At 49.9% G+C, this 21,711-nt stretch carries 16 protein-coding genes and 2 tRNA genes; 6 read left to right on the forward strand and 12 right to left on the reverse strand.

Features of this window, described 5'->3' with window-relative positions; genetic code table 11:
- Window positions 1–41 precede the first annotated feature (41 nt).
- Together ACKU4E_RS15900 and ACKU4E_RS15905 are read right to left on the reverse strand one after the other, a co-directional pair.
- A complete protein-coding gene (locus ACKU4E_RS15900; RefSeq protein ID WP_320172061.1) occupies window positions 42–2,723 on the reverse strand; it encodes a PAS domain S-box protein in 2,682 nt (893 codons plus the stop codon).
- Between the two features lie 225 nt (window positions 2,724–2,948).
- On the reverse strand, window positions 2,949–3,587 hold the full coding sequence (locus ACKU4E_RS15905; protein ID WP_320172062.1) for a queuosine precursor transporter: 639 nt from the start codon (window positions 3,585–3,587) through the stop codon (window positions 2,949–2,951).
- 293 nt (window positions 3,588–3,880) lie between these two features.
- Between ACKU4E_RS15905 and queF the strand changes: the two genes are divergently transcribed.
- Entirely contained in the window at window positions 3,881–4,384 is a 504-nt protein-coding gene (queF, locus tag ACKU4E_RS15910; protein WP_320172063.1) for a preQ(1) synthase, read from the forward strand.
- A 76-nt stretch (window positions 4,385–4,460) separates the two neighbouring features.
- Here the strand turns inward: queF and ACKU4E_RS15915 are convergent, their stop codons facing one another.
- The 5 genes from ACKU4E_RS15915 to ACKU4E_RS15935 form a co-directional block, all read right to left on the reverse strand.
- Window positions 4,461–6,824 carry an ATP-binding protein gene (locus ACKU4E_RS15915; protein ID WP_320172064.1) on the reverse strand — a complete coding sequence of 788 codons (2,364 nt, stop codon included), beginning with the start codon at window positions 6,822–6,824 and terminating at the stop codon, window positions 4,461–4,463.
- A 24-nt stretch (window positions 6,825–6,848) separates the two neighbouring features.
- Entirely contained in the window at window positions 6,849–7,850 is a 1,002-nt protein-coding gene (locus ACKU4E_RS15920; RefSeq protein WP_320172065.1) for a BMP family ABC transporter substrate-binding protein, read from the reverse strand.
- 352 nt (window positions 7,851–8,202) lie between these two features.
- Window positions 8,203–9,168: a DMT family transporter gene (locus tag ACKU4E_RS15925; protein WP_320172066.1), complete on the reverse strand. Its 966-nt coding sequence runs from the start codon at window positions 9,166–9,168 to the stop codon at window positions 8,203–8,205.
- Window positions 9,169–9,321: 153 nt separating this feature from the next.
- The gene (locus ACKU4E_RS15930; RefSeq protein ID WP_320172067.1) at window positions 9,322–10,137 is read right to left on the reverse strand and encodes an AraC family transcriptional regulator; all 816 of its coding nucleotides are present in this window, start codon (window positions 10,135–10,137) and stop codon (window positions 9,322–9,324) included.
- Window positions 10,138–10,233: 96 nt separating this feature from the next.
- Window positions 10,234–11,364: a hypothetical protein gene (locus ACKU4E_RS15935; RefSeq protein WP_320172068.1), complete on the reverse strand. Its 1,131-nt coding sequence runs from the start codon at window positions 11,362–11,364 to the stop codon at window positions 10,234–10,236.
- Between the two features lie 361 nt (window positions 11,365–11,725).
- Here ACKU4E_RS15935 and ACKU4E_RS15940 point away from each other — a divergent pair, with 361 nt between their 5' ends.
- Together ACKU4E_RS15940 and ACKU4E_RS15945 are read left to right on the forward strand one after the other, a co-directional pair.
- Window positions 11,726–12,076, forward strand: coding sequence for an MGMT family protein (locus tag ACKU4E_RS15940; RefSeq protein WP_320172069.1), 351 nt, complete (start codon window positions 11,726–11,728; stop codon window positions 12,074–12,076).
- Window positions 12,077–12,103: 27 nt separating this feature from the next.
- Window positions 12,104–12,952, forward strand: a complete 849-nt coding sequence (locus tag ACKU4E_RS15945) for an aldo/keto reductase (RefSeq protein ID WP_320172070.1) — start codon at window positions 12,104–12,106, stop codon at window positions 12,950–12,952.
- Between the two features lie 130 nt (window positions 12,953–13,082).
- On the opposite strand, the gene ACKU4E_RS15950 is transcribed toward ACKU4E_RS15945, so the two are convergent.
- The gene (locus tag ACKU4E_RS15950) at window positions 13,083–13,427 is read right to left on the reverse strand and encodes a zinc ribbon domain-containing protein YjdM (RefSeq protein ID WP_320172071.1); all 345 of its coding nucleotides are present in this window, start codon (window positions 13,425–13,427) and stop codon (window positions 13,083–13,085) included.
- Window positions 13,428–13,889: 462 nt separating this feature from the next.
- Here ACKU4E_RS15950 and ACKU4E_RS15955 point away from each other — a divergent pair, with 462 nt between their 5' ends.
- Complete coding sequence (locus ACKU4E_RS15955; RefSeq protein ID WP_320172072.1) at window positions 13,890–14,510, forward strand: flavodoxin family protein; 621 nt, start codon at window positions 13,890–13,892, stop codon at window positions 14,508–14,510.
- A 128-nt stretch (window positions 14,511–14,638) separates the two neighbouring features.
- On the opposite strand, the gene ACKU4E_RS15960 is transcribed toward ACKU4E_RS15955, so the two are convergent.
- The 4 genes from ACKU4E_RS15960 to ACKU4E_RS15975 all read right to left on the reverse strand — a co-directional run bounded on the left by ACKU4E_RS15960 (window position 14,639) and on the right by ACKU4E_RS15975 (window position 18,298).
- Complete coding sequence (locus ACKU4E_RS15960) at window positions 14,639–15,829, reverse strand: arabinose transporter (RefSeq protein ID WP_320172073.1); 1,191 nt, start codon at window positions 15,827–15,829, stop codon at window positions 14,639–14,641.
- 319 nt (window positions 15,830–16,148) lie between these two features.
- Window positions 16,149–17,750, reverse strand: a complete 1,602-nt coding sequence (locus ACKU4E_RS15965) for an amidohydrolase (protein ID WP_320172074.1) — start codon at window positions 17,748–17,750, stop codon at window positions 16,149–16,151.
- Window positions 17,751–18,105: 355 nt separating this feature from the next.
- Window positions 18,106–18,182, reverse strand: a tRNA-Asp gene (locus ACKU4E_RS15970).
- Between the two features lie 40 nt (window positions 18,183–18,222).
- Window positions 18,223–18,298: transfer RNA gene (locus ACKU4E_RS15975), tRNA-Val, on the reverse strand.
- A gap of 431 nt (window positions 18,299–18,729) precedes the next feature.
- On the opposite strand from ACKU4E_RS15975, the gene ACKU4E_RS15980 reads away from it, so the two are divergent.
- Together ACKU4E_RS15980 and ACKU4E_RS15985 are read left to right on the forward strand one after the other, a co-directional pair.
- Window positions 18,730–19,953: an HDOD domain-containing protein gene (locus ACKU4E_RS15980; protein ID WP_320172075.1), complete on the forward strand. Its 1,224-nt coding sequence runs from the start codon at window positions 18,730–18,732 to the stop codon at window positions 19,951–19,953.
- Between the two features lies 1 nt (window position 19,954).
- The gene (locus ACKU4E_RS15985) at window positions 19,955–21,589 is read left to right on the forward strand and encodes an ATP-binding protein (protein WP_320172076.1); all 1,635 of its coding nucleotides are present in this window, start codon (window positions 19,955–19,957) and stop codon (window positions 21,587–21,589) included.
- Window positions 21,590–21,711: the final 122 nt, after the last annotated feature.

Raw genomic sequence — 21,711 nt, forward strand, 5'->3', positions numbered from 1 at the left:
AGTTGTCTGAAACATCTGTTCTCTGATATTTGCGGAAAACATCATTCCGTACGGTTGATGGGGAACCAGATTTCATAGACGGTGCCTTCTCCGGGTGAACTTTTACATTCTATACGTCCTTTCAGGGCTCTGGTCACCAGGTTGTACACGAGGTGCATGCCCAGCCCAGCACTCCCGGAGCTTCTTGCCGTTGTATAGAACGGATCGAAGACCCTCATGACCTGCTCATTGTCCATGCCTATCCCGTCATCTGAATAGGTCAGTAAAATACCGTTGCCGTTCCGTTTGGCTTCGACTTTTATATGACCGTTTTCCCGGTCCGGGAATGCGTGTGTTATCGAGTTGTTGACCAGGTTTGTCAGTACCTGCATAAGGGAGCCCGGTGAAATTCTTATTTCCAGCCCGTTGGGACATTCGACCTCAAGCGTGTGGTTGTGCTCCTTGGTTTTGGATTTGAGCGAGAGGGTTATACCTTTCAGGTATTCATTCAGGTTGATCTGCCTTATGTCATCGGAGGTCTGGTCTACCGCCAGCTGTTTGAAGTTGCTTATCAGTTTTGCCGAACGCTCGAGATTTTTGACTATATTGCCGATTGCTTCACCGCCGGTATTGAGACATTTTTCCAAGTCCGAGCGTTTCATGGAGCCGTTGTTGAACCGGGTGCGGAGACCGAAGATCATCTCCTGCAGGAAAGACGCGCTGGTTACGCTTATACCAAGGGGGGTGTTTATCTCGTGGGCAACCCCGGCGACGAGTTCCCCCAGCGAAGCCATTTTTTCTGTTTCAACAAGCTTGTCCTGCGTCTGGCGAAGTTCGTCCATGGATTTGAGCAATGCCGAATTGGCGTTTTCCAGCTCTGTTGTCCGCATGGCGACTCTTTCCACGAGTTCTTTGTTCAGGGATTGAAGTTCCTGCTCGGCTTCCTTTACGCGGGTAATATCCATCGAGATAGTCAGTATCGCCGGTGTGTTGCTCTCTGTGGAGATATAAGGAACGCGCGTGGTCTCCACCCAATGAGTATTTCTGGATTTATCTATGTAACTTTCCTCGGTAAGCAGCTTTTCGTTGCGCTTGATTACAATGCGGTCATCCTCAAGGGTCCGGGCTGCTTCCACAGGGTTCCGTAAAATATCGGCAAGATTTTTGCCGGTTATGTCCTTGGCATCAAAGCCCAGCCGATTGGCCTTCTTCCGGTTGACCAGCAGAAATTTTCCATCCAGGTCGTTTGCGTAAATGTCCTGCGGGAGCAGATCAATTATCTGCCGGAGCCTTGCCTCGCTTTCCCTTGCCTTTTGCATTGCTAGCCTGCTCGCCGTTACATTTTGTCCTTGAAGGAGGATAAAGCTGGGTTTTTTATTTTCCTCCAGTTGTACCGGGGAGAAGGTCCAGATAAAGAAATTGTATTTTTCGTTGTCGGCCTGAATCGGAATTTCGACAACAGGCGTGGCTCCTCCTTCGATGGTGTCCTTCAGGCCGGAATTCAGACGGTCTGCAAATTCCTGCGGAAAAATTTCGGAAATCGTCAGATTCGGGCTGAGTTCCCTTGTTGTGCCGGCAACCTCTTCTGCAGCAGGATTCATATCAAGTATTTTCCCATGCAGGTCGCAGGTGATGATGGGGGCCTTGGCAGATGAAAAAAGTTTCGAAATGTAGGTGCTGTTCTCGTCAAGGCGATTCACCATAGTCTCAAGGGCTGATCCCAGCTGGTTGAATTCCCTGACTTTTCCTTCCTCAAAACCCATATCCCGTTTCCCCTCCGCAACACTTACCGCATAGTCTGTAAGTTTTCTAAGGGCGGCCAGAATATGCTTCTGCATGCCCCAGGCGGTCAGCACTGCCAGGACTGTTGCCAGCGTCAGCAGAATGAGCAGGTTCTGCATGTAGTGCTTTTTCAGGGATTCAAATGCCGGGTTGTGACGGGAAAAGGTGAACAGCAGCGGGCTGTCGGATTTGTCCGGCAGCAGTTGAATTGCCGAAAACATGAGATCGTCCTGCATAAGGACCTGGCCTGTTCCGGCCTGTTCCGACCATTTCACAAGCCGCTTCATTTCCTGTGATGACGGGCTGGAGGTACTTATTATCAGTCTGTGCCTGCTGATCAGGGCCGCATTGATGGCTGCGGAGACTTTTTTCAGTCTGTCTATGAAGGATACGTTGGAATTGAGGTCCATGCCGCCATATAAAGTTCCGCAAATGTTCCCGGCCTCGTCATATATCGGAACCGTGCAGATGATCATGGTGCGAATATTGTTCATGGTTTGAAATGAAAGGCATTCCCATGACGCATCGGTCAGGTCCGTCCTGCCGGTTCTGTTTTGGATTTGCAGAACCGGTAATTCGATGATTCCGGCTTCCACCCATTTTTTTCGGTCTTTCGTTAACACGGTCAGAACATCCATCAGGTATCCCTGCCGCGAACTCATGAAATCGTATAATATCCGGTCTACGCTGTCCCTGTTTCCCTCTTTTACCGCGGTTTTGAATTCCCGGTTTGCGGACATCTGCACAAGGTCGTCCTGTATGTCCTCAAGAATGTCGTCAAGTGTAAGTTCCACAAGGCTTTTGGTTTTTTCGGCATCAATTCCGAGTTCCGTTTCCAGTGAGCTTTTGGAAAGGTAGAAGGACCACGAAAAGATGAAAATCCCCATGACCATGACCAGAGTGAGCATGGGGATCAGCAACTGGGCTGTAAGCCCGTATGATCTTTCGGTCCGGTCCTTCATCTGTTCTCCGATTCTTCGTGTAGTTTGAAACGTATGATCCAGCATACCAGAGTTGCGTGCAAAAGTAAGGGGGAAGGGCGGTCCGTTTAACGATAAGCGTACCCGGCTGTATCTTTTCAGTGCTGCGGCAGTTGTTTTGCGTAGGCAATGAATAAGGCCGGAACGGGATGTTCGCTATCCCTGTTCCGGCCTTCTCTCTTTATATGCTTATATCTCGTTCGCAGGTCAGGATGCGTGTGCCGGGACGGCCCTGTTGCGGATGAGGGATACGGCCATATACACGAACGGCGTATCCAGCAGGGCGATTGATATTTTCGCAAACCACTGTCCGATAATGATATCGGTCACCGGCATGATTCCGTAGAAGGCGATTGTTACGAAGATTGTCGAGTCGAGAAGCTGTGAGATTACAGTAGAAACATTGTTTCTCAGCCAGAGGTGTTTTTCTCCGGTTATTCCCCGCAGCAGGTGAAACAGCCATACATCATGAGTCTGGCTGACCAGATAGGCCACAAGTGAGGCCAGGACAATTCTGGGTGTGTTGGAAAGTACGGAGGCAAAGCCTTCCTGCCCGTTCCAGAATGGTGCCGGAGTCCAGTGCAATGCCGCCCAGGAAAGCACGATGGCAGCAATAAGGGCAATGAATCCGCATTGCACCACTTCGTTGGCTCTTTCCCTGCCCCATACTTCGCTGATTACGTCCGAGACAATGAATGTCAGCGAATATGCGAGTACTCCGGCAGGAGCATAGAACCCGAAGATGTTGATTATTTTGGAAGAAACTACGGCCGCAATTACCAGTGAGCCAATAAAAAGACTGGTCAGAAGTGTGAACGCCTTGCGTTCAAAAGTTGAAGAGAGCATTGGATTCCCTTGTGTTGAAAATTAATTACGTGAAGCAGAGACAGCCCGGACCGGGCAAAAGGGAGAAAGTCCCGTTCCTCGGATGCGCTGCTTCGGGATTACGTCAGGTAAAAAGCCTTGCCAGCAATCCAACAGGAAGTCAAAATAAATTGCTGACCGCAAATTTCATTACCGGTATCACCCGGTTTCCTTTTTGGAAGCAAACTGGTATCTGCCCCGCAGAAACGTAGACCATAGGCACGGATGCATACGGTGTCTTTCGGGATAACTTTTAAAATATATGGAGAAAACAGGTGAAGACAACCAGAAGTCAGGACAGGACAGAACAGCTTGTCTCTCTAGGAAAAGCAGGGGCGACAGAATATAATTATGACTCACCATCTCCGGAAATTCTCGAGACTTTTCCTAATAATTTTCCAGACAGGCCTTATATAATAAGCATTGAATATCCTGAGTACACTTCCCTGTGTCCGGTTACCGGACAGCCTGATTTTGCCACGATAATAGTGGAGTACATACCGGACGAACTCTGCGTGGAGTCAAAAAGTTTCAAGCTCTATATGGGCTCATACCGCAATCACCAGTCTTTCATGGAAACCATCACCAATAATATGCTTGATCATTTTGTCGGGCGCCTTGCTCCTTTATGGATGCGGGTCAAAGGTATTTTTTCTCCCCGCGGCGGTACAGCCCTGCATGTTTTTGCCGAACATTATAAAGAGGAAAGCAGTCTCTACCCCCGCGTGCGCGAAACCGTCCGGGAATGGAAAATGGAGTCCGGGAGGCACTCTTCTTAAATCTCCCAGGTTGTTCAGCGCGGACAGCCCGGGGGGGATAAGGATGTCTGGACGGTTGTAGGCGGTTGTGGGGCTGTCAGCTCATGTACGGGTTGCACAATTCGTTTATCGTGCCGATTATTTTATCTTTTGATATCGGTTTGGTGAGGAAGGAGTCGCACCCTGCGGCCATGATTTTTTCCTGGGCCTCGGTCAGTGCGTGGGCGGTCAAGGCCACAACCATGCTTGGCTTGGTGGAGGTGTTGCTTTCCCAGGTCCTTATTTTGCGCGTGCACTCGTAGCCGTCCATGACCGGCATTTCAATATCCATGAAAACTATGTCGAAACGCTGGTCCTGAACCTTTTTGAACCCTTCCTCCCCGTTGTGCGCAATGTCCAGTTTGTGGGGAAGCTCTTTAAGGAACAGCTGGATCAGCATGCAGTTGGCTTTGTTGTCTTCCACCAGCAGTATGTTCAGGGAGCGCATTTTTCTGCTGGCGGTGCGGGCGGAATTAATGCTTACAACTTTTGACGATTTATCCGCATAAGCCTCGTTTTCGATAAGTCTGGACCGTTCAAAGATGTCTTTGGCGGATTTTTCCAGACTGTACAGGTCCGGAGGGGAAAGCTGCACCATTCCCTTGAAGTTATCTATGTAGTCGTGCCCGACTGTGGTCAGGAGGATTATTCTTTCCTCCGCAACCCCGAGCTGTGTGAGTGATGAAATTGTCTGCTGCCAGCTCCATTCGTGGATGGAGTCCCGCACCAGATACAGATCATGAGAGTGCGGCAGGGCCGCTTTATCCAGAATGAATGATCTTGCCTGCTCAAAACTCTGGGCTTTTTCTATTTTGGAGGTCCTTGATGCCAGGCGTGTTGCAAATGAATGCCTCGAATAATCCTGATCATCAAGCACGAGGATTGCTTTCCCTTTCAGGGGAGAATTATGGATTGATCCCCGGGGGTCGCGCTCGAAGGGGATTTTAAGGTGGACACTGGTTCCGAAGCCTTTTTTGCTTTCAATCCATATTTTTCCGCCCATGGCTTCACACAGGGATTTGCATATGGATAGTCCCAGTCCCGTTCCCCCGTACTGGCGCGTTGTGGAGGAGTCCGCCTGAGTGAACCTGTCGAAAATAGCTTCCACCTTGTCCTCGGGAATACCTATTCCGCTGTCCCGGACCGCGAAATGGATAAGCACCTGATTTTCCGAGTCCACCGCCGCCGATTGGGTAAGCGATGTTTCGACCACGACAAAGCCGCGTTCTGTAAATTTTATGGCATTTCCGATCAGGTTTACAAAAATCTGCTGCAGCCTTGAAGCATCGCCCATTACCTGAACCGGGACTTCTCTGTTTATGCTGTAGGCGAGTTCCAGCCCCTTGCCGTGTCCTGCGTGCGAAGTTACCCTGAATGCCTTGCCGATTATTCTGTCCAGGTCTATTTCATTGTTTTCAAAAGCGATTTCTCCAGCTTCAATCTTGCTCAAGTCCAGAATTTCATTGATCAGGTGCAGCAGTGCTTCTCCGGATTCCTGCAGAATGCCCACAAAGCGTTTCTGCTCGCTGTTCATCTCCGACTCCGCCAGAATCTCCGCCATACCCAGAATGGCGTTCATGGGAGTCCTTATTTCGTGGCTCATGGCTGCGAGAAATTGTGATTTAGCAACAGTACCCTTGGCCGCTTCAACAGCCATTGCTTCCGATTTTGCAATGGCCTTGACCAACTGCCTGTTGGCCGCTTCAAGCTCGTGGGTGCGTTCCTGAACTTTCACTTCCAGATTTTTGTACAGCCCCTCCAGGTTCCTGCTCATATTATTGAAGTTGAGGGCCAGCATACCTATCTCATCCATGCGGTTGCCAAGGTTGACCGTGACGAACTGGCGGCGGGCTATCTTGCGTGTACTTGTGCCCAGAAGTCGAAGCGGCGCAATTATGATCCTCTGAAAAAATGCGTCCAGAGCGATAAGGGTGCAGATAAGGCAGGCGCTGAAAAGCATGACCAGGTTTATGGTCTTGTTGCCGATTTCCTTTTTTACCTTGTCCAGTTTCATGCCGATTTCAACCCGGCCTATATTTTCATTATCCACCGTGATGGGGCTTGAGACGATCATGATGTCATCCCCATACGACGGCTTGTTCTTTCTTACATGGGCCTTGGAAATTATGTTGCCGGACTGGAGGAGGGGCGCTCCGTCCCGGTCGAATATTTCGCAGAAAGCAACCTGCGGAGACTGCTCTATGGAAAGAGCCAGGTCTTCAACCAGAAAGAAGCTGAATCTGGGCAGATACTCGGCGCAGGAGCGTGCGGCAAGAGCGGCGATTCTGTTGCCGTGTTCGTACAGGTTGTCCTTTAGCAGCTTCTGCTGGGAATCAACTATGTAGTACCCCAGCGAAAAGAAGAACAGCAGAAGGATAAGGCCTGCGCCAAGTGAAATTTTCAGTCTTAGACTGTCAGTCATCTTTTAAGTCTGTTCAACCCTGTGTTATGAATCCGTACTGCGGGCGGAAGGTGCGGGTTCAACACTGATTTCTTTTTTTATTATCTTGTCGCGTATCTCGGATATCCGGTGAAATATTTCATCGGGAATCATGTTCCTGGTGTAGAGCATGGGGCTGAGGCCGACTCCGTTTTCCTTTAAACCGTAAAAGGACGGACCCGGTTTGAATTTCCCGAGCATAACGGATTTAAGTTCGTTGTAGCAGGCAACATCAAGTTTTTTAATCATGCTGGTGAGGACTGTGCCCTTGGCCAGTGAGTCCTGGTCCGAATCTACTCCGATGGCAAATTTGCCGGAAGTTCTGGCGGCCTCTATTATCCCGTTTCCGGTTAATCCGGCAACTGTGAAAATCGTGTCCGCACCATTGCGATACTGGTTCATAGCCATGGCATATCCCTTTTGCGGGTTCTGAAATCCCGAAAAATCACCCGGAGGGGAGACATAGTCTATGTCTATTTTGATGTCCGGCACGCCGTATTTCGCTCCGGCGACATAACCCATTTCGAAATCAGCTACCGGGGGGACTCTGGTTCCGCCGATAAAACCGATTTTACCTGTTTTACTCATCAGTGCAGCCAGTGCTCCGGCCAGGAAGGAGCCTTCCTTCTGGTTGAAAACCACAGAGGATACATTGTCCCTGCCGCGGACCGGAACTTCAATCACTATGAATTTTTTATCCGGGTATTTCGGGCTGTCTTCCCTGACAAGTTTTTCGTGTTGGGCTCCGATCAGCAACAGCACATCGCACTGCCGTATCAGGGCCGTAAAATCCTCTTCTGTAGACTCTCCGTTTTTGCCCGGCTCAAGTATGATAAGCTTGAAGTTGAATTCCTGCTGTGCCTTGCGTACTCCGCCGTAGCTCATGTCATTGAATGACAGGTCGCCGAGTCCGGACGCGCCGGTCACAAATCCGACCACCGGTTGTTTTGCCCATGCCGGCCCTGAAAAGGTCAGCATAATCAGCAGAGATAGAATTACAAATCGCATCGTTTCCCCGTCTGTATCTTTGTATAAGCTGTTTTGATATAGCGGATCGGTCGCAGGACCGGACTGTCATCTGTTTTATAAATAAGCCGTATATCTTTAAAGGCTCTTTCAGGCAACAATTGTGTGTAGATGACGGTGTTGAACGGTTTTATAGCGGAATGCTGCAGGAAATAAAAATGCTGAGACAAAACAGATGCTACAATCTGTCTTGTCTCAGCATTATTTAGGTATCGGAATAGATTCCATTATCAGGTTGGCCGATGCCATATCCTGTTTAACTGTGAATTTTATACAGAGTAATCAATACCCCGCTCAATCCGGAGAATTACTCGTAAAAGAAGTTAACGGCAATTTATCTTGATGCTGTGTCCGCGCGTGGAACCGCAAGACCGCAAATACGTTTGAGGTCCTGCCTTATGCGTTCTCCGCGCTGGGCCATGGCAACCCCGGCAAAGATTATTCCCGAAGCCATTATCTGGAGGAAAGTCAGGGTCTCATCCAGTATTATCCAGCCGAAGAAAGCCGCTATTGCCGGGACCAGATTGATAAAGGCCGAAGCCTTTCCGGCCGGAAGACGGCTCATTCCGACGTTGTAGAGTCCGAAGGCTCCGAGGGTGACAAATGCGCCCAGATAAGCAGCCACGGCGAGTACGCTGCCCGGTTCAGGGCCGAGACCGTCACGCAGCAGCAGATAAAGGCCGGGCAGAAAGAACAGACACCCGGCGGCATTCTGCACTGCGGTTATTGTCCATGGTCCGTAGCTGGCGGAAAGTCTTTTCACCAGAAGCATGTAACCTGCGGCGCAGGCCATGGCGCACAGTTCCAGAGTATTGCCCAGAGCCGGGTTGGCGGCATCTGCTGAAGGCGCTCCGCTCATGGTCAGGGCGGCTACCCCGAGCATTGATATGGCCAGCCCGGACCATCCCCATACCGATGTTTTTTCCTTGAAGAATATGCCCGCGCCAACTGCAACCATGAGCGGCAGGGAGGCCGAGACCAGCCCCGCCTGGGTGGCGGAAGTAAACGTCAGGGCGTAGGATTCGAAAAGGAAATACAGGCAGGGCATGAACAGGGCCATGAGTGCCAGCGCCACACGGTCCTTTCCTTTTCTTACCGGACCGGCGAGCCTTGCCGCAAACGGTGTCAGCACCAGAGTGGCAATGCCTGTGCGCATCCACATGACTGCCCAGGGGTTAAGGTTGCCGACCAGATGTTTCATGGCCGCGAATGCGCTTCCCCAGAGCAGTACCGCTCCGAGAACCGCCGCCACCGGGATTATATTTGCGTCAGATCTGTTTTCTGTTTTCGTGCGTTGCATCGGTTTACTCCTTTAATGTGCGAATGTGCTCAGTACCCGGCTGCAGTCAGGATCTCCGTGGTCATATCTGACCTGAAGGCTCCTGTGCATCGGGTGGATTCTGCTGATTATCTTCGGCAGGGAATATAGTCTTGGAAAATATTGCTGCTCAGATCAGATTTTCGTGTACTGCGAGGGGGTGGCGCCGGTGTATTTTCGAAAGGTGTTGCCGAAATGGCTTTGGTCGGAAAAGCCGCAGAGCAGAGCCGTATCCGCAAATGCGGTTCCGTGTCTCAGCAGCCTTTTTGCGTTTTCTATGCGTACCTGCAGGTGGTAATTATGCGGCGGAAGTCCGGTGGTTTCCCTGAAGACCCGCAGCAGGTGATAGCGGGAAAGCCCGGCGACTTTTGATAATTCTTCAAGGGAGACTTTTTCGGAAAGGTTTTCGTGCAGGTAGTCCCTGGCTCTTTTCACCGCCACAGGTTCTTTGGTGCCCGGAACTCTGGAGGTCGTTTCACACTGTCTGGTCAGAAGCACTGCGGCTGCTCTGGCAAGAGCCGTGTCCAATGCCAGTCTGCCGTTTCCTCCGGCTGCGGCCAGACTCAGTCTGGTCAGGCTTGCAGTGACCATGGTGTCCCTGATCACCACGGACCTGAATTCCGGCAGCCCGTCTTTTTCTGCCAGATCCCGCAGGGCTTTTCCAAGCAGCAGGTTATCGAAGCTGAAAACGCGGTAGCTGATGCGGGTTCCGGAATCCTTGATCACCCCGGAATGGACCAGTCCGGGATTGAACAGCGCCAGCTCTCCGCCGCGCACAAAGGAACTTCCCGAGCCCGGCTTGCGGCAGTAGCATCCCCCGGCTTCCATTAGTCCGATTGAATGCACCCCGTGGGTGTGGTTCGGGAAGGAGTGGTTGGAATTGATGACTTCCTGAATTTCCAGTCCTTCGATTTCTTTGGGCCTGAGGTATCTTATTTTTTCATTATCCATGTTGATCACCGCGTAGGAAACGAGATTTGCATAAACCGGGACTGCACACAAGTTATATGGGCAGGCCGAAGGCGGTCTTGTAAAAAATTGCTGTCGTCAGCCTGATTTTTTATTCGGCCTGCATTTGATCCCGTGCTCCCGCATGGCGCGTATAATGTCATCAAATTCCGGCAGGGAGTTGCCCATAATCTTGATGCTGCGTCCTCCCCGTTCATGTACGCGTATTCCGAATTCCTCCCTTCCCCTGAGCATGATACCAGCAGCCGCGGCCTGCAGCGTGTTTCCGAAAATCAGCAGCAGAGTGGATAGCCCGGAGCTGAGTCTGGTCCGGTAATGACGATAGAATTCTATATCCTGCCATCTGAAAAGTGTTTCCTTCGCCCCTTTTATTTCATGAAACCCATCCTTGGTTACCCTGTAGCAGAGCAGGCTGTACCGGCAGGCCGCACAAAGAAGAACAATCCACAGGGAGGCAAGAAGCCACATGGCCACGGTAAGCCAGATCCAGCCCCCGGATATGTCGAAAACGCTCATTTCGGAATCCATTTCCCATACGATCATGAACGGGAGAAGGAAAAACACGGGTCCCAGAATCAGCCCCAGCATGTCCGGAGCAATCACGGCCTCCCCTCTTGGGTAGTGTATTTCATCCTCTGTGAATTTGCGGTGTGGAATGATGAAATAAAGTACGAATCCCAGTACAATCAGGATCGAACCGTACAGGGTGTATGGATGCAGGTAGCGGTCCGGCAGCGCGTATATTTCTCCGGCATGGTCCGCACGTATTCTCAGCCATCTGCCGTCTCCGGCCGGGATATGAACCGCTTCCGCCGGAAACGGAGCCAGTTCCGAGAACGGGCGGTCTTCCGGACTGAACACGAAGCGTCTCTCGCCCGGACCGAAGCTTTTGTTCGTCAGCTCCGGGTGCTTTTCCGGTTCATTCAGTGCCGCGATAAGTTCTGACCATGCCGGGCCGCTTGCGGTTATCCGGTTTCGCCCTGTTTTGGAATTTTCGTATTCCCTGAATGGCGGAATATCTTTGTTTCCTTTGAGGAGAACAGCACCGCCGGGAAGATTCTGGCTTTCTTTATGCAGGAATATTTTTTCATAATCCTTCCTGATATCGACCAATTCCACCACGAGCAGCTTTCCTCCCGGCCAGATTACAAGATAACCGCCGAAGCATATCAGAACGAGAGCAGCCGCTCTTCGGAATATTTCAATCATGCAGGTTCCCCTCTCCCTTTTTGAAACGAGGCTATTCCTTTTAATCTGCCAAAAGGTATTTAAGACGCTGAATTTGAGGCGCTTTGCGCTTTTGATAATTTGATTTTGCCTCTGGCAGCCAAAGGGGATAATCCCCTTTGGAATCCCTAGTGGTTTAAGTGTGTTGCTTTGAAAACCGTAACTTTAAGCACAAGGTTTGCGGGCTATGGCAATAACTATGTTTTGGAATGATTTATAATAGCATGAAAAAAATCCCGATAGAAGCCCTCCGAATTTGCGCCGGGGGGCCGGAACAGTACTGCCGGACAGGTGTAACCAAAGTCGCATTGTGACCGTATGATCAATATGGTAGCCTCTGCGAATGAGTGCAAACGTTTTTACCGCAAGGGCCATTGAGGTTATCAGGCTTATTCCGCGGGGCCGGGTGGCCACCTACGGTGGAGTTGCCGCGCTGGCAGGCAACGGGCGCGCGGCCAGACAGGTCGTGCGCGTTCTTCATACTTATTCCAGAAATGAAGGGTTGCCCTGGCACCGGGTCGTCAACCGGGAAGGGTGCATATCGTTAGCCAGAGGAAACGGCTACGAAGAACAGATGGAACTGCTCATGCGTGAGGGCGTTGAGTTCGGTCCCGGCGGACGCATTGATCTTGATGTTTTTTTGTGGAAGCCTGCTAATAAGCGGCAGATAGATTTTGACGAAACCTGTTTCTGATCATCATAAGCAGTAGAGGAGGGGCATATGACGCATGCTGTAACTGTTCCGGTTATTATTTTGAATGACGGTGTCGAGATTCCTGCTCTCGGGTTCGGGACTTACAAGCTTAACGGCTCGGCCGGAGTGGAATCCATGGTCAGCGCTATCAGAACCGGATACCGGCTGCTGGATTCCGCCTTCAAGTACGAGAATGAAGGGGCAGTAGGAGAAGCCGTGCGCCGCAGCGGGGTGCCCAGAGAAGAATTGCTTATCACATCAAAGGTGCCGGGATTGCGCCACCGGTATGATGAAACTCTCTACACGGTGGAAGAATCCCTGTATCGCGCCGGGCTTGAATATTATGATTTTTACCTGATTCATTGGCCCAACCCCAGCCAGAAGCTTTACGTAGAATCGTGGAAAGCATTGGTTGAGGCCCGCAGGCAGGGGCTTGTCCGCAGTATCGGAGTCTGCAATTTCCTGCCGGAGCACATTCAGAAGCTTATTGATGAAACCGGCGTGGCGCCGTCATTGAATCAGGTCGAACTGCATCCCTATTTCCCGCAGCAGGAGCAGCGGGAGTGGGACAGAACGCACGGCATCGTGACCCAGTCCTGGAGTCCGATAGGAAGGGCCAACGAAATACTGTCGGAACCGGCGGTAACCTCTGCTGCCGCGAGGCTCGGAAAAAGCGCAGTGCAGATTGTTCTGCGCTGGCATGTTCAGCTTGGCGCGATTCCCATCCCCAAATCGTCCAATCCGCAGCGGCAGGCCGAGAACCTTTCCGTATTCGATTTCGAGCTTTCCGAAGCCGAAATGAATGCCATCACCGCACTTGGCCGCCCTGACGGCAGACGCAAGGATCAGCACCCTGCATACTATGAGGAGTTTTGATTGGTTCCGGGGGCTGATAAAAAAAGGATACCGATCAATCGATATCCTTTCTGTGTGAGTCCTGTTAATTTGCGGCCATTTTGCTAGACGCAAACTGTGGATGCCGCCCGGACTTTTGGAGGGCAGGGGATCAGCCTTTTTTGACCACCGAGGTCTTGAGCATCATTGAGCCGAATCCGGGTATCTTGCAGGAAATGTCGTGAATGCCGTCTTCCGGATCGACCAGACGTATGTTCTTGACCTTTGTCCCTTTTTTGATGGGGGAGGAAGCCCCTTTGACCTTCAGGTCCTGAATGACGATAACAGTGTCGCCGTCAACAAGCACATTGCCGTTGGCGTCCTTGTAGACTTTTTCCCCGGCGTCCCCGGCCTCTTCGGCCTGGAATTCAAAGTTGCATTCCGGGCAGATGAGTGAGCTGCCGTCAGAGTATACATATTCAGAATTGCATTTGGGACAATTAGGTAGTTTTTCCATTTTATTCCAGTTGGTTGTTTGCGGTTAATTCCTTCCGCAAAGGAAGGGTCAAAAAGGCGCGGACCGGCGATATCCTGTGTATGCTGCCCAAACTTAATAGCGGCATGCCGAGACCGGCTTCCGGTATTTCTATGCACCGTTCATGTCAATATTGTGTGGCTGAGTACTCATGCTGATTTATGGTGCACAAACTCAGATTTCAGTTATGTAGCAGGTTCTGCGTGATCCGTAAAATCGGGTGAGTCGGATGATTCGGATAGGTCTGCACGGGGTTACCATATTAATATAACGTTAGTTGCGTGTCCATTTGGCAGGGTGTATGTGGGGTTGGGTTAAAGACGGTTAAGTAACCAATCTAGTGTTAAGTAGAGGCGGGTAGCGCTGTGTTTGAGTACCGGCGTTTATTTGAGCCCAATAATTCGTAGGTAATTTATTAATAGCCTGTAAATAAAGGATAAAATAATGAATGTTTTATTGTTGAACGGAAGTCCCCATGAAAATGGATGCACTCGGGTTGCTCTTGATGAAATAGCTGAAGAGCTCAAAAAGAATGGCATCGACAGCGAACTTATGCACATTGGTAAGGACGGCATCAAGGGCTGTAATGCCTGCATGGGCTGCGTGAAGACTGGATACTGTATAATGAATGACGACAAGGTTAATGAATGTATTGACCTGTTGAAAAAAGCCGATGGCTTTATTGTCGGATCTCCTGTTTATTTTGCCGGACCTAATGCTTCGGTTTGTGGTTTTCTGGACAGGCTTTTCTACATGAAGGCGGATAGTTATGCATTCAAGCCTGCCGCAGCAATAACCAGCAGCCGTCGATGTGGTAACAGCGCTTCTTTTGACCGACTGAACAAGTATTTTACTTTTGCCCAGATGCCGATTGTCTCTTCTCATTACTGGAATACCATCCACGGAACCAAGGCTGAGGATGCAAAGCAGGATGTGGAAGGTTTGCAGATAATGAGAATTCTGGGCAGGAACATGGCCTGGATGTTGAAATGTATTGACGCAGCAAAAGAAACAGTGCCTTACCCATCGTTGGAAGCAAGAACAAAGATGAGTTTTATCCGGTAATACTGTTATCGATTGAATTTGTTATTGAATATTTTGTATCTGGCCGAACTCGTGTGGGTTCGGCCTTTTTTTGTGTTAGGTTTGATGCCGTGTTGCTAAGAAGAACAGCTTTTTGAATTCATCCTCGCTTATTTTTTCAACAGCACCACCGCCAAAGGAAAGGCGCAAAAAACCATTGCGGAACTGACGAGAAAAACCGTTGTCAGCCCTGTTGCATCGGCTACGAGACCCAATGCAGGTCCGGCTATACCTAGCGAGAGGTCGAGAAACGCAGTGTATGTGCCCATTGCCAGACCGTGGTTTTCCGGAGGAGTAAGGCGGACAGCTTCAAGGCCGAATCCCGGATAGACAAGGGCGTAGCCTATTCCCGTTATGGCTGCTCCGATAAAGGCCAAAAGCGGGACCGGGGCAAAACCTATGAAAAGACCTCCGACACCCTCAATAAGAACGCTTACGAGAGCAACCTTGGCGCCTCCTATCTTGTCCGGCAGATGACCGAAAAATAATCTTCCCAGAATAAAAGCCAGACTGAGGGAGGTAAAGACCAGCCATGAGGAGCCCCATCCCTTGTCCGCAAACAAAAGAGCTCCAAAGGCGGTGATGGAGCCGAATCCTATGGCTGTGAAGGCCAGCCCAAGTCCCGGCAGCCAGACGGATTTAAGGACCTGCACTGTGTCAGTGACTACATTGGCCGCTTTTTTCTTTGATTCAGGACCGGTAAGGGGAAGGATTGCAAGAAAGGTGAGCAAAGGCAGTGCGAAGGTGACCAAGCAGGTGCTTAAAAAACCGAAGTCTTCATACAGAAATACTCCGAGAGGTGCCCCGGCGGCATATGCAGCCCAAAGGGCTGTCCCCAGCCACGCAATAACCTTGCCCGCATGGGAAATTCCGAAGAGTGACAGGCCCCAGACTGTAGCCCCTGTTATGACGAAACTTTCGCAAATGCCCAAAAGAGCTCGTCCCAGAAACAGAAACGAGATCGCAGCATTCGGCGTGGAAACAAACATGAGGGACACGATATATAACAGACCGGCAACGGTACCGGCCACCAGACCGATTGCGACAGCCTGCTTTGCTCCCCGCACGTCTGCGTAGTGTCCTGACCAGATTCGTGAAAACAAGGCTGTCAGGAATCCGCAACTGACGGTGAGTCCGACTGCAAATGTTCCAAAATCGAGCTCGTGGGAAACATAGAGCGGTACCACCGGCATGGCGACTCCGACAATCAGGTAGGTAGAAAAAACAATCATCATGAGCGGCAACAACATGGAAAGCCGCCACGTTGTCTGGCCGATACTATTTATTTTTGAATTAGACATTGAAAATCCTTTGAGAGTTGTCTGCAATATAATGCAGCAGACAATGGACATTGATTTTGTAATACAATCTGACGAGCGAGTATTGGTGTGTTATACAGCAGTAGTCTTTCATCGGTATGGTGAAAAAAAGATATAATACATCAAACTTGGATAAAATTAATTACGCCCGCCCTAAAATGAAGAACATGAATGATTCTATTTAATTCTTGCCTAAAGCTGTACGGAAATAATCCTGAAACTTCACACGATGACTGTGATCATTTGTCTCCAACAGGTATCCTATCCGGATGGACGCTGAAATTAGCAGTATATTCAATTTTCAGGACAGGAAGTCCTCGTTGATATAGCACGGCGTGCCCCGCACAAATGTTCCCGCTGTTTTTACTGCACCCAGATCGGTTTCCGCTTCCAGCAGGCTGGAAGAAAGAACGGTTATGTCCGCATCAAATCCCTCTGCCAGAACTCCGCAGCTGCTTTCTGAAAATGAAGCGTAGGCCGCGTTAATGGTTAGAATATCCAATACCTCGGCAGGGGAAAGTCCCGGTTTGTTATTGATGGGGTGTCTGCCTGTGAGCACTTGAAAAGCTGAAATGGGGTTTACATCGGCAATAGGAGCATCAGAACCGTTGACCATTATTACTCCCGATTTCTGCAGGTCCTGAAAGCGGTGGCACAGCATGGCCCTTTCCGTACCGATGACCTTTTCAAGCCAAGGACTGTCGTCCAGAGCATGCAGTGCCTGTATGCTTACGATGATATTGTATTCAGCAACCAGATTGAGAAGATGGTCGGGCAGAATCACGCCATGCTCCAGCCGCAGGCGTATGGCGTCAGGGTCGGAATGTTCCTTTATGGTTTCGCAATATAAGTTGACGATACGTTCTACCGCCAGATCGCCAATGGCGTGCGTGCATACCTGAACGTCGTTTTCGGCAGCAAGCTTTGTGCACTTATGGATATGTTCATAAGGCATGAATTCATGGCCGGTTTGCCCCGGCCGGTCGGCATAGTCCTCTTTTAAAAGCGCGGTATGGGTCCCCATAGCCCCGTCCATAAACAGTTTTATCGAATTTATGGAAATCGAATCAGAGTAGAATCTGTTGGCCTTAATAAAATCGATAAGTTCCTCCGGGGCCCTTTCTTTGCGGGCAATGGCCATGGCGCGTATTTTAAGGGGGGTGCCCAGTATCTCCATTGCTTTTTCATAGTGTTCGAGCTGGTCGATCTCAATTGCAGCGTCATGAACACAGGTTATCCCGTTTTTATGGTAGTGGCTTATGGCTGAAGAAATCATCTTGGCGGGATTTTTTTTGTAAATGTGGTTGTCAAACAGGTTCTTCGCCGGCCCAAGGAAAATTCCGGTGGGAACACCGTGCTCGTCGCAGATTATATCGGGGTTGCCGGTCAGGTCGTTCTGCTCTTTTAATAAAGCAATGGCAGCCTTGTTGGCCAGAATCATATGAAAGCTGTAGTGGATGAGCAGCAGAGGCGTTGATGGGAAAATTTCGGAAATAGCCTTGTTGGTCGGAAATCCTTTTACAAAAGAATCACAATCTTTCCACAGTTCATGCTGCCAGCCGGAGCCGACTACCAGATCATGGCTGGCATGCTTGTCCTTGGCTTCATTCAGCCTGTCCAGCATTTCCGCATAAGATCTGCATTCGGCCAGATGAATTTCGTTCAGCTTATAGCCGAGTTTCAGCAGATGTCCGTGCGAGTCGTGGAATCCGGGATAGATGTGGCCGTTTTTGAAATCATAGACTTTTGTGCCGGGCCTTATGATTTTTTTAGCTTCTGAATATGATTCAACAAGTTTGGATATTTTGCCGTCCGAGATAATCAGGCCCTTGTAGCGGTCTGACTCTGAATTCCGAGTATAGATACTTTTGCCCAATATGAGCACGTCATCGGCTGTATGCATTGCAGTCTCTTCAGCTGGAAGTTGTATAAATATGGCAGGGAAAGAGCACGGATAATTGCATGGGGATGTTCGGAAACATTTTGGCAGTCGGCCCGAAAACAGACAGATGCCGGGCCAAAAGAATATTTTCGCCATTGTCCGCAGGTCGTTAAGTGCTTTTTTCACTGTGTTTGATCAGTTGGATTGGATGTTAAAATTCACAGCTGTGCTTCGTCAATGTCGGAGTTGTGGGAAATTGCGTTTTGTGGGGCGGGGAAGGGGGGAATCCTGGCTCTACCTCAAAGAAAGAGGCGGTAAAGAATCCTGATAAACAGAAAAGCCATCAATCTTCCGATTGATGGCTTTTCTTGAAAAGTGGCGGAGCCGAAGGGACTCGAACCCTCGGCCTCCGGCGTGACAGGCCGGCGTTATAACCAACTTAACTACGGCTCCGCAATATAACAGCGTGTTAAGCTACGCTTATTATCTGAGGTGGTAGGCGGAACAGGGCTCGAACCTGTGACCCTCGGCTTGTAAGGCCGATGCTCTCCCAACTGAGCTATCCGCCCTCAGGAGGAATTATTTCTAAAGAGACTCTCCTCAGTTGTCAACATGTTTTTTAAATTTATTTATTTTCTTCTTTACGGATTGCCCCGGATGGTGCCCAGCGGGTAGTGCGATAAAAAATAATTGCATTGGTGAGCCTGTTTTTGAATTGTCTCCGTGCTTTTTGCGCTCAGGCAAATTAACCTGTTTTCTGGCTGTCACTCTTTTTTATTTTCACTTATCGGAACTGGATTCAAGCCTGGGCTGTATTTCTTTTTTTACCAGATGGTATGCTGTCGATTCAGAAATCAGATGAATGGTCCTGATTTATCCTCCTTGATATATTAAACAATACCGGACAATACTGTTCGAGATTTCCTTTTTATCTTTCGAAAAACATTTACCTGCGATATGTTGGAAAGAAAAATAATCCGTATAGAGAATAGAGGCGCGTATGAAAGTGTATGTAGCTGATTTGAAGCCAGGCATGCAGTTGGCTGAAGATGTGAAGGGTGCCAATGGGCGGCTTTTGCTGCCGGCCGGAACCGAGCTTGCGGAGCAGCACCTCCGGGTTTTCAATATATGGGGAGTGTGCGAGGTCGTCATCAACGGAGAATGCGGGGAAGATGATGAGGACCTGATGGATCCTCAACTGCTTGAACAGGCTTTGGAGCATGTGGAAAGTCTTTTTTTCTACGCGGACATGACTGTTTCTCCAATGCCGGTGCTGAAGGAAGCATGTCTCAGGAGATATGCGGAGCTCCTTGCCGAAAAGGCTAGGCTCAATCCCCTGCCTGCTGCGGGGGGGAAAGCTCCGGAAATTCCGGATTCACCGCTTTTTGCCGATGCCGGTGTTTTTCTGGACAGCGGTGTGCGTCTGAGCTCTTTTCCCGATATCTATTACAAGATTGTGGATGCGCTGAACAACCCCAGTTCCAGCGCCAATACCCTTGCCGATATAATTTCAAAGGACTCGGGCCTGAGTGCCAAGCTGATCAGTCTGGTAAACAGCCCGTTATACGGGTTCAACAGTCCGGTGGAATCCCTGAGCAGGGCGGTTTCTCTGGTCGGCACTACCGGACTGAGCCAATTGGCGCTCAGCGTTTCGGTAATGGATTCGTTCAAAGGGATGGACAGCGGATATTTTTCCATGGCCGATTTCTGGAAACATTCGTTGGCATGTGCTGTCTTCTGCCGGATCATTTCAACTCAGATCAAAGGGGTTTCAGCGGATAACTGTTTTGTTGTCGGCATGTTGCACGATCTGGGCCGGCTGGTCATGCTGCAACTGGCCCCGGAACAGACTCACCTGACTTTCAAGCTCAGCAGGCATTACGGCATGCCGCCCCGCGAGGCCGAGAAAGCCGTTTTCGGCTTTGATCATTGTGAACTTGCGAATGAACTCTTCTGGATCTGGAATTTTCCCCCGTCGCTTGTTTTAGCTGTCAGCGGGCACCACGGAGGAGTGGAGGAGGAATACTCCGCGGAATCGGCAATCTGCTCAATCAGCGATACCCTTGCTCTTGCCCTTCAGTTCGGATGTAACGGATCAGGATTCGTTCATGCTCCTTATCATGGCGCATGGGATGCTCTCGGACTTCCGGATGGAGCCGTGGCGACAACCATCATGCAGGCTCAACGCCAGATAGATGATATCATAACAATTTTTGGAGGATAGGGTGGAGGATAGCGCTCTTATCAATTTTCAAAAGCAGCAGATACTGACGTTGCAGGAAGAGAAAGCCGCCGCAATGGAGGCTCTTGATCTGGCCAGAGAGCTGGGTTCTTTTACGGCCATATCCCAACCTACCCGTAAGGAACTGCTCAGGGAAATCTGTGTAAGAGCCAACAAGATGATTTCCTTTCAGTCATGCGCCGTCTATCTGGTGGACAGTGATACACAGGATTTTATCCAGGCCACGTGTCTGCCTGATGGAACAGGTGATCTGTTGGAACATGAAATAAGCAGCCTCATAAGTGATCAGTCTTTTGCCTTTGCCCTGCAATCCGAAGGTCCGGTCTTTTTTCTGGATTCATCCAGAAACAATTATGTGCTGCTTCATTCGCTGGCCACACCGTTTCGGGTTCGCGGAATGTTTGCCGGGATCATGTTTCAGGGCAAGGATGAAATTCTGGATACAACATTGAAACTGTTTTCCGTGGTAATGCATTCAGCTGTAAATGCCCTTGAAAACCTTGAGACGCACGACTTCATGCGCAACCACAGTCAGGAACTGGAATTGCGGGTTCAGCGCAGGACGCAGGAACTGGCTGATGCGTATGAACGTATGAATGTTACTCTGAACGGCATGCAGGCCGGTGTTCTGGTCATAGATGCCGCTACTCACCAGATTGTGGACGCCAACCCCAAGGCTTTGGAGCTTCTGGGACGTCCTCTGGGAGAAGTTATCGGTAAGCAATGCTTTGATATGATCTGCTATTCCTTGCGCGGAGAGTGCCCGATGACAGACAAAGGGCTCGATGAAAATAACGCGGAATATCTGATCCGGCGGCCGGACGGGGTAAGCATTCCGGTTCAGAAAACTGCCAGCAAGGTCATGATCGGCGGCAGGCTGCATCTGGTGGAAAACTTTATCGATATTTCCGAGCAGAAAAAACTGGCCGATCTAAAAGAGGACGTGGACAGGATAATGCGGCACGATCTCAAAGGCCCGCTTAACGGGATCATCGGATTGCCGGAAGTGCTGCTTATGGATCTTGAGAATGTTCTGGACGACGGCCAGAGGGAGATTCTGGAGCACATCCGTGGAGCCGGGTACAAGCTCTTGAATATGATAAATCTCTCGCTTGATCTGTATAAGATGGAAACCGGGACTTACAATTACCGTCCGGTTGATGTGGATTTTTATCCCATGCTCCGGGGCGTGCTTAAGGATCTCTCGGAGCATATCTACTGGAAAAAAATAGAAGTTAAGGTCCTTTTTGAAGGTGCTGATGCGGATTGCGATTTAACTTTCCATATAAACAGTGACGAATCCCTGCTTTACTCCCTCCTTTCCAATCTGCTGAAGAACGCTGTCGAGGCATCTCCCTCAGGGGAAACTGTTGTTGTGGATATTTCCCGCAGGGCCGATTCATCTGTGATGCGTATTCATAATATGGGTGCCGTGCCGGAGGATATTCGCGAAAATTTTTTTGATAAGTATGTTACGGCCGGAAAATCAGGAGGAACCGGGCTTGGAACCTATTCCGCCCGGCTTGTAGCCGAGACCATAGGCGGGCGGATTTCTTTTGAAAGTTCAGAGGAACTGGGGACTTCCGTTTCTGTGGAGTTTTTTTCAGCCGGAGAATGAACATGCATACAGGCTTAGTCCGGGTTATTTGTGGAATTTACAGTATCGTGTTACTCGGCATCATTGCTTACGTGAGGAAGAAAAACAATATGCCGATTTTGTCAATAATATAAGGTGCCGTT

It is taken from the genome of Maridesulfovibrio sp. (genome assembly GCF_963677005.1).
Taxonomy (GTDB): domain Bacteria; phylum Desulfobacterota; class Desulfovibrionia; order Desulfovibrionales; family Desulfovibrionaceae; genus Maridesulfovibrio.